A 9,511-nucleotide genomic window follows, 5' to 3' on the forward strand; every position below is an offset into this window, starting at 1 on the left:
ATATCTTTTAATTTACTACTATCTATATTTTTATATCTTTAGGTATAAACCTTAAGGTCATAATAATTGATGCTAATTTATATCTGATATCTATTGCTATATTATTTTTTCCGTTAATAAATTATTTCTCAATTAATTTATATCAATAATATTCAATTTTGTAAATAAGTTCTATTAAATATCTTTGAGAAAATAAAAATTACATGTGAAATTGTTACTGTATTCACATGTAATTTTTAATTTATATTCTTAATACTATTTTATATTCAGTTCCCTTTATACTATTAACTAACTCTATAGTTCCATTATGTTTTTCGATAATAGCTTTAGTTATAGCAAGTCCTAATCCAGTTCCACCAGTTGATGAACTTCTAGCTTTATCTTCTCTCACAAAAGCATCAAATATTTTATCTCTTACTTCTTTTTTAATACCTCTTCCATTATCTGAAATTATTATTTCAATTCCGTTACTGCATCTTCGCGATATTACAAATAAAGTTGTATTTTTATCATTATATTTTATACTATTATCTATTAAATTACTTATGGCTCTTGTAAATTTAACTTCATCAATATTGATTAAAATTTCTTCTTCTGAGATATCAAAATCATAATTAAATTCTTTTGTTTCTAGTTCAGGAATATAATAAGCAACTATTTCTCTTAAAACTTCATTTATATCTAATGTCTTTGTATTAAGCTTATAATCCATACTATCTAATAAAGAAAACTCAAATAAATCAGTAATTATTTTAGTAGCTCTTTTTGAATTTCTATTAATTATACTTAAATACTCTTTTCTTTCATCATCTGTTAAGTGATCATCATTAGTTAAAATATCACTATAACCCAATACAGCTGATAATGGATTTTTTAAATCATGAGAAATATGTAATATTAACTTATTTCTTTCTTGCTGAAGTCTTTCATTTTCTTCTTTTTCTACTTTTATTGCTTTACTCATTAAGTTAAATCCATCTGCTAACTCTTTAAATTCATTGTCCTTTTTTAATAAAACCTGTTCTCCATAGTTTCCCCTAGCTATTTCTTTCATTCCGGTATTTAAAATATTTATTGGTTTAATAAACTTCCTAGCGGTCCAATTTGCAAAAAAATATAAAATTAAAAGTAATACTATAATATTTAAGATTAATAATGCTATTACTTGATTTTTATTTCCTGTTAAAGGATTGTAATTATTATGCTTATTTATATTTTCATAAGGTACACCAAATATAATTAATTTATTTTTATCTTTTATAAATCTATATGAAATTGAGTATTCTATTCCATCATCACTTTTTATTAAAGTATTTTCTAAATTAATCATAGTAAGCATACTTTCTAATACTTTTATTGATGAACTAGTTTCTGTTCCAGAGTATAAATCAAAATTAAATATTTTAATATAATCATCTAAAGTTATTTCTTCAAACTCTTTTATTAAATTTCCTCTATTAAACACAAGATTATTATTTTCATCTATTACTATTAAAAAACCATTAATATCTTCTAATTCTTTTTCAGTTATGCTTTCATAATTATTAGTTAATCTATAATTAATAAACTCATATTTTATAGAGGCGGGTAAAAATAAGTATGTGATATATAGACTAAATGTAATTGTTAGCATAATTATCATTATTAAAATAAGTGAAATATATCCAATAAAATAATTTTTAAATAGCTCTTTAGCAACCCCAGCTTTAAATTTTCTTCTTTTCATTTAATTCACCATTTCAACTTTATATCCAATTCCTCTTATAGTTTTTAAGTACTTTGGACACTTTGGATTGTCCTCTATCTTTTCTCTTAAATGACTAAAATGTACTAAAAGAGTATTATCATCACCATAATAATGATCATCCCATACTTTTTCATATATTTGCTTTTTAGTATAAACTCTTCCTGGATTGCTCATTAATAGATCTAATATTTTAAACTCCTTAGGATTTAAATCAATTTTTATTTTATTTTTAAATACTTGAAAGGTTTCTTTATTTAAGGTTAATTCTCCTAATGTAATTTTGCTACATTCTTCTTTAGTATTTATATATTTATAACAACGTCTTAATTGTGCTGCAATCCTTGCTGTTAACTCAATAGTATTTATAGGTTTAACTATATAATCATCAGCCCCTAATCCTAAAGCTAAGACTTTATCACTATCAGTTGACATAGCTGTTATAAAGATAATTGGTATTACAGAGTTTTTTCTTATTTCCTCCATGACAGTTATTCCATCAATATTAGGCATCATTATATCTAACAAAGCTAAGTGAATTTCTTGTTTTTTAAACGCCTCTAATGCTTCTATTCCATCTTTACACTCAACAACTTTATATCCTTCTTTTTTCATATTTAAACTTAATAATCTTCTTATATCTTCTTCATCTTCAGCAATTAGTATTTTCATAATTCTCTCTCCCTATCTAAAATAAATATTTTCCTGTATTTACATATTAATACATCGTTATACCTTTAAATTTTGTATTTTTTCATTTTTTATATATTTTTTATTTTTAAGTATAAACTTAATAAATATAATTAATGTAATAATAGTTAATATACTACCAGAAATAAAATATCTTTTAATATCATAATTAGTTATATACTCTGTAGGTATATTTAATGTTCCATTGAAATAACTTATACATACAAATACAGCAGCCAGTAAATTATTTAAACAATGAACTGAAATTGGTATTAATATATTATTATACTTCTTATATAGTATACAACAACTATACCCAAATACTATAGCTCCAAATACGCCTAATATATCATGACCAAATCCAAATAATAACGATGATATGGTAGAAGCCATAAAAAAATTTAATCTTTTTGATAATCCTGTAAACAAAACTCTTCTAAAGGTTATCTCTTCTAACACAGGGGCTAGTATTACCATAGTTACAAAGCATAATAGTAGTTCTATATTAGTAGTTGGATTACTAAAAGTATCATTTAATGAAATCAAAGCTTTATCTACATCATTAATAGCCATAAATCCTATACTTAAATTAGATAATCCAATTGATAAAAATATTTGTGTTATTGTAACGCTAATTATTTCTTTGATATTAAATTTACACTTTAAATCTTTATATCTTTCAGTTACTAACTTACTATTAACTTTACCGAACATTAAAATAATTAATAACATTGATAAAAAAGATATAAATGATGCTAATACACCATTAATATCTTGAGATGGATTTAGTAGTAATAAAAAAAGTGTTGATATTATTGATACTGCAGCAGGTACTATAAACCATATAAGAATTACTTTCCAACTTTTAATCTCTTTCATACTTTTCTCCCTAAACTTTTGATTATTTAAGATTATTATAATGTTATTTAATTAAGCTACTATTATATGAAACTTAAATTTACCTTAAATTTGCATGTAATAGATTATTTTAATATTTTATAGAATTTAATATATAAAAATAAGGTTGTCCACACTTAGACAACCTTTAGTAATTATTACTATTGACTTAATTCTGAATGTTTATCATAACATTCTTTAGCTAAATCAAACATATTATTCTTTTCATAAATTAAAGCTAATTCCCACCATAAAACACTTTCTTTAGGATATTTTCTAATACTATCTTTTAAGAAACCTATAGCTTTTTCATCTTCATCATTAATCCCATAAAGTGAACCTAAAAATTCATATGCTCTTATATCATCTTCATTAAATTTAATATACTCTTCTAAACATTGAATTTTAACGTCTATATCTTCATTATAATCTGAGTTGCTAATTGCATAATATTCACTATCATATTTATGATAACTTTTCCTTACTGAATACTCAAATTCGTCTAAAGATACTTCCATAACTTCATTAAAGCTTTCATTAAAACTTTTAGTTTTACAATTTTCAATTATTTTATTGATTCCACTTTCTCCTTTAAGTTTAATCATTTTATGAATTAAGTAAGTACTTTGAGCAAATAAATAAGAATTTTCCTTATTTTCACTAATTTTAATCCACTCATCATTTTCATCAAATTCTTCTAGTGCTAAGAACTCTACAGTATCATAAATTGGTTCTGACATTGAAGAATAATATTCTCTAAGTCCATGTATAAACCAACTTGGAAAAATTTCTTTATTTAAGTTATTATCCTTTAAATAGTTAATAGTTAAATACTCATAATATAAGTTAAATAATCTATCTTTAAAGCTCATAGACTGCATTAGAAATGTTCCATCATCATATTTTTCAATTTTATGTAAATCTTTAATAATATCTCTATAAACATCTTCAACATTCATATAAATTGTATTTAACACTGTATTATAATATCCTGCACCATCCCTTTGTGGATCTCCTATACTTAATCTTTCTTCAAATATTTCTTTATTAAAATCTAATTGTATTGTAAGATCTGATTTAGGAATATAACCAAAAATTTCAGTTGCCTTTAATTCCACTTTATCTAAATACGAAAATAATAATGGTAAGATTACTTCTGTTTCTTCGTTATGAAGTATTTTATAGTTTTTATAATATGTTTCTTTAAAATGATTTTTGTATTCTTCACTTTCAAATTTTGAATAATAGATTTTATTAAATTTATATTTCATTTTTTCCTTAAAAATTCTACTATTGGTACCTAAAATACCAATCCCTATAACAATAATAATACATGTACCTATTATAATTTTTTTCTTATGTCTTTTAATCTTATTAGTCATTTTTCCCCCTAAAATATCTAGTATTTGATTCATTAAGTAGTTTAATATTATCATAGTATATAATGGTTAATCTACTATTATATAAACATTAAATTTACCTTAAATTAATAACTTATAATATTATATATTTCTATAAAAAAAGGATATAGCTATTGAAGCTATATCCCTATATCCAACATTTCATTAATATTATTTATAATATAATTAGCATTTAATAATTCATCGGTTTTTCCAAAGCCATAATTACAACCTATGAATTTCAAATTATGCTTTTGAGCTAATTCCATATCTACATATCTATCTCCAACTACAATAAAATCACCTTTATACTTTTCTTTAATAAACTCAAATATTTCGTATTTAGGTTTAAAATCATAAGATTCACTACAATAAAAATCTATAAAATACTTATCTAAATCAAAAGCTTTTATATGTTTTTTCATATAGCTTATTTTACAATTACTAAGAAATATTAATTTATAACCAAATTGTTTCAGTTTATTAAGTGTTTCCACAGAGCCAGCATAAAGTTCTGCTTGTCCTAAAGATATATATTCAACCATAGCTTCACCTATAATTGAACTACACTTTTCTTTTTCACAGTTTGGTAAGTTTGGCATAAAACTATTCCACATATCCTTTGCACTTAATCCTAAATACTGACTTACTTCAAATTCAGTAAATTCTCTTTCTTCTGCATAACCATTACTAACTAAATAATCATATGCTTTATTAAATGCTGGCATATATATTTTTATACTATTATGCAAAGTTCCATCATAATCAAAAATGATATACTTCATATCTTAAAAGTTCTTTAAAAGATTAGCCATTTCAATTGCTGTAACTGCTGCATCGTAACCTTTATTTCCAGCTTTAGTTCCTGCTCTTTCAATAGCTTGTTCAATACTATCTGTAGTTAATACACCAAAGATAACTGGCTTTTCAGTTTGTAATGAAACAGTTGCAATTCCTTTAGATGCTTCTGCACAAACATAATCAAAATGTGGTGTCGATCCTTTAATAACTGCACCTAAACAAATAACTACATCATATTTATCACTTTGAGCCATTTTCTTTGCTACTAATGGAATTTCAAATGCCCCTGGAACCCATGCAACTTCTATATTATTTTCATCTGCTCCATGTCTTTTTAATCCATCTAAAGATCCACCTAATAATTTTGATACTATAAATTCATTAAATCTTCCTACTACTATTCCTACCTTAATTCCTTGTGCTACTAAATTTCCTTCTATTATTCTCATTTCTTTTTCCTCCTAAAATTTTATATATTATATTTTAATTTTTGTAATAAACCAATTTTAATGCTTATCTACTATTTCCTGATTAATCATTCACTTTTACAGTTAAATCATATGTCCCATTTTTTCTTTTTTAGTTTGTAAATAAAACTCATTTTTTTCATTATGATTCATTGCAATTGGTACTCTATTTACAATTTCTATTCCATAACCTTCTAAGCCATCAATTTTACTTGGATTATTAGTCATTAAATTAACTTTAAAAGCTCCTAAGTCCTTTAAAATTGTAGCAGCTACATCATAGCTTCTCATATCAGCTGGAAAACCTAACATTTCATTAGCTTCAACAGTATCATAGCCCTTATCTTGAAGTGAATAAGCCTTTAACTTATTAATAAGTCCAATTCCTCTTCCTTCTTGTCTCATATAAAGTAAAATACCAATGCCTTCTTCAGCAATTCTTTTCATAGCAGCATCATATTGCTCGCCACAGTCACATCTTTTAGAACCTAAAGCATCTCCAGTTAAACACTCAGAATGAACTCTTGTTAAAACAGAATCACTAGAAGAGATATCTCCTTTAACTAAAGCTACATGATGTTCCCCATTTAGCTTATTTATAAATCCATACATTTTAAAATCACCATATCTAGTTGGCATTTTAATTTCAACAACTCTTTCAACTTGTGCTTCATTTCTTTCATTTTCTTTTCTATACTTTGTTAAATCTTCAATAGTTATTATTTTTAAATTATGAACTTTAGCAAATTCTATTAATTCAGGAGTTCTTGCCATAGTTCCATATTCATTCATTATTTCACAAATAACACCTGCAGGTTTTAATCCTGCTAACTTAGCTAAATCTACTGCTGCTTCAGTATGACCATTTCTTTCTAAAACCCCACCATTTTTAGCTATTAAAGGAAATACATGGCCAGGTCTTCTAAAGTCTTCTGGCTTAGAATTAGCATCTAATACCTTTTGAATTGTAAGTGCTCTTTCAAATGCAGAAATTCCAGTAGTTGTATCAGTATGATCAATAGCAACTGTAAATGCAGTTTCATGATTGTCTGTATTATTTTCAACCATTGGGCCTATTTTAAGTTCCTTTAATCTTTCTTCTTCAACTGGCATACAAATAAGTCCACGACCATATTTAGACATAAAGTTTATAGCTTCACCAGTAACCTTTTCTGCTGCCATTAATAAATCTCCCTCATTTTCCCTATCAGGATTATCAATAACAACAATAATCTTTCCATCTTTTATATCATTAATTGCTTCTTCAACAGTATTAAATTTACACATATTTTATACTTCCTTTCATATTAAAAAAATCCATTTTCCTTTAAAAAATCCTCTGTAATAGATGTGTTACTATTTTCAACTTTTGGGGATAATCCCATAAGCTTTTCAACATACTTTGAAATTACATCACATTCTAAATTAACAGTTTCTCCTATAGACTTGCTTAATAAAGTAGTTTCTTCTGAAGTATGTGGTATTATAGATACCTTAAATACAGTTTCATCTACATATGAAATTGTTAAGCTTATTCCATCAATTGTTATTGATCCTTTTAAAACTACATATCTTAAAATTTCACTTGAAGCTTTTATAGTAACCCAAGTTGCATTATCTTCCTTTAATAAAGAATTAATTTCACCTATGCCATCTATATGACCACTTACTATATGTCCACCTAATCTGCTTGATAAAGTTAAGGCTCTTTCTAAGTTAACCTTACTACCAATCCCTAAACTGCCTAAATTACTTCTTCTTAAAGTTTCTGCCATAACATCAGCTTCAAAACTATTTGTATTTAACTTAGTAACAGTTAAACATACTCCATTTGTACAAATACTATCTCCTATTTTTGTATCTTCTAATACTTTACTTGCCTTAATTACTAAGTTTGAAGATTTAATTCCATTTTTTATTTCTTTAATTGTACCTAGTTCTTCAATTATCCCTGTAAACATAAAACTTCACCTAACTTATATAGCCTTCAACTAAAATATCTGCACCAACTATAGATGTTTTAATATTTTTTAACTTAAAGGCATTATTTAATTTATCTATTCCATATCCCCCTATAGGTGTTTTAGATTCTTCTCCACCTATAATTTTAGGAGAAATATACATCATTACTTTATCAACTATTTTTTCTTCTAAAGCTGAATAATTTAAAATTGCTCCACCTTCTAATAAAATGCTATCAATATTTAATTCTCCAAGCTTTGCCATAAGCTTATTTAAATCAACTCGTCCATCTTTTTCATCTATAATTAAGACTTTAGCATTCATTTTTGAAATTTCTTCAACCTTTGACATATCAGCCTTATTAGTAGTTGCTATTATTGTTTTATTATCTTTATTATTAAGCACTTTTGAATTAAATGGTATTCTTAATGTACTATCTACAATTATTCTAATTGGACTATTTCCACTTTCTAATCTACATGTTAATTCTGGATTATCCTTAATAACTGTATTTACACCCACCATTATTCCGGAAAGCTTATTTCTTAATTTATGAACTTGCAGTCTTGATTCTTCACAGCTTATCCACTTTGATTCACCAGTTTTAGTAGATATTTTCCCATCAATAGACATTGCAGCTTTTAATACTACAAATGGCCTTTTAGCTATAATATACTTAAGAAATACTTCATTAAGCTTAATACACTCACTTTCCAAAACTCCAACTTCAACTTCTATCCCTGCATTTTTAAGTTTTTCTATTCCATTGCCTGCAACTAAAGGATTTGGGTCAACCATTCCAATAACTACTTTGCTTATTTTATTTTCAATTATTTTATCTGCACATGGAGGAGTTTTCCCACAATGTGAGCATGGTTCTAAAGTAACATATATCGTAGCTCCAGAAGGATCTTCTTTTAAACTTTTAAAGGCATTTACCTCTGCATGATCTTCTCCATAATTTTCATGATATCCTTCTCCGATTATTTTTCCATTTTTCACTATAATTGAACCAACTAAAGGATTTGGATTTACTTTTCCTACTCCTTTTCTAGCTAGCTCAATGGCTTTTTTCATAAAGTATTCATTCAAATTCATCATCTCACAATCATAATAATTTGAATTTAATAAATCTTTAGCTAAAAATTAAAGGCTCTGAGTTTATAACCTCAGAGCCTTTAATAAAAAATATATTTTTTACCAATACTATTTTATAATTAACTTTAATAAAAAATAGATATATAGATACTTAAATAAGCATAGTAAATAAATATATTACATAGAAATCTAAAAAAACTCTGAAATATAAAATATTCCAGAGCATAGCATACAAACTAAATATAGTACTTTAGATTACTACATTATCACTTTATCTTCTTTCATCCAGACTTTACTGTCGGCCTCGGAATTTCACCGAATCATGCTAAATTAGCTCGCGGGCTTTACCGCCGGTAGGGAATTTCACCCTGCCCAATTTAGAATTAAACAAAGATATTAAAGCAGCAGTTGAAAAAGGGACTTATACAAGTGGATTAGAACATTATCTTAAG

At 25.6% G+C, this 9,511-nt stretch carries 9 protein-coding genes and 1 riboswitch; all 9 genes read right to left on the reverse strand.

Going from position 1 to position 9,511, the window contains the following annotated elements; translation table 11 throughout:
- Positions 1 to 241 precede the first annotated feature (241 nt).
- Entirely contained in the window at positions 242 to 1,726 is a 1,485-nt protein-coding gene (locus tag I4V51_RS19805; protein ID WP_195990163.1) for a HAMP domain-containing sensor histidine kinase, read from the reverse strand.
- A complete protein-coding gene (locus I4V51_RS19810; RefSeq protein ID WP_195990164.1) occupies positions 1,727 to 2,416 on the reverse strand; it encodes a response regulator transcription factor in 690 nt (229 codons plus the stop codon).
- 57 nt (positions 2,417 to 2,473) lie between these two features.
- Positions 2,474 to 3,313 carry a type II CAAX endopeptidase family protein gene (locus I4V51_RS19815; protein WP_195990165.1) on the reverse strand — a complete coding sequence of 280 codons (840 nt, stop codon included), beginning with the start codon at positions 3,311 to 3,313 and terminating at the stop codon, positions 2,474 to 2,476.
- A gap of 179 nt (positions 3,314 to 3,492) precedes the next feature.
- A complete protein-coding gene (locus I4V51_RS19820; RefSeq protein WP_195990166.1) occupies positions 3,493 to 4,713 on the reverse strand; it encodes a hypothetical protein in 1,221 nt (406 codons plus the stop codon).
- Between the two features lie 158 nt (positions 4,714 to 4,871).
- A complete protein-coding gene (locus I4V51_RS19825; RefSeq protein ID WP_195990167.1) occupies positions 4,872 to 5,516 on the reverse strand; it encodes an HAD family hydrolase in 645 nt (214 codons plus the stop codon).
- Positions 5,517 to 5,519: 3 nt separating this feature from the next.
- Positions 5,520 to 5,981 (reverse strand): 6,7-dimethyl-8-ribityllumazine synthase, encoded by a 462-nt coding sequence (ribE, locus tag I4V51_RS19830; RefSeq protein ID WP_195990168.1) that lies wholly within the window; start codon positions 5,979 to 5,981, stop codon positions 5,520 to 5,522.
- Positions 5,982 to 6,083: 102 nt separating this feature from the next.
- Positions 6,084 to 7,286 (reverse strand): bifunctional 3,4-dihydroxy-2-butanone-4-phosphate synthase/GTP cyclohydrolase II, encoded by a 1,203-nt coding sequence (locus I4V51_RS19835; protein WP_195990169.1) that lies wholly within the window; start codon positions 7,284 to 7,286, stop codon positions 6,084 to 6,086.
- Positions 7,287 to 7,306: 20 nt separating this feature from the next.
- Positions 7,307 to 7,960, reverse strand: a complete 654-nt coding sequence (locus I4V51_RS19840; protein WP_195990170.1) for a riboflavin synthase — start codon at positions 7,958 to 7,960, stop codon at positions 7,307 to 7,309.
- A 10-nt stretch (positions 7,961 to 7,970) separates the two neighbouring features.
- A complete protein-coding gene (ribD, locus tag I4V51_RS19845; RefSeq protein ID WP_195990171.1) occupies positions 7,971 to 9,053 on the reverse strand; it encodes a bifunctional diaminohydroxyphosphoribosylaminopyrimidine deaminase/5-amino-6-(5-phosphoribosylamino)uracil reductase RibD in 1,083 nt (360 codons plus the stop codon).
- A gap of 277 nt (positions 9,054 to 9,330) precedes the next feature.
- A riboswitch (FMN riboswitch) is annotated at positions 9,331 to 9,444 on the reverse strand.
- Positions 9,445 to 9,511 lie beyond the last annotated feature (67 nt).

Origin of the sequence: Clostridium sp. D53t1_180928_C8, assembly GCF_015667795.1 — a bacterium.
Lineage (GTDB): Bacteria > Bacillota > Clostridia > Clostridiales > Clostridiaceae > Clostridium.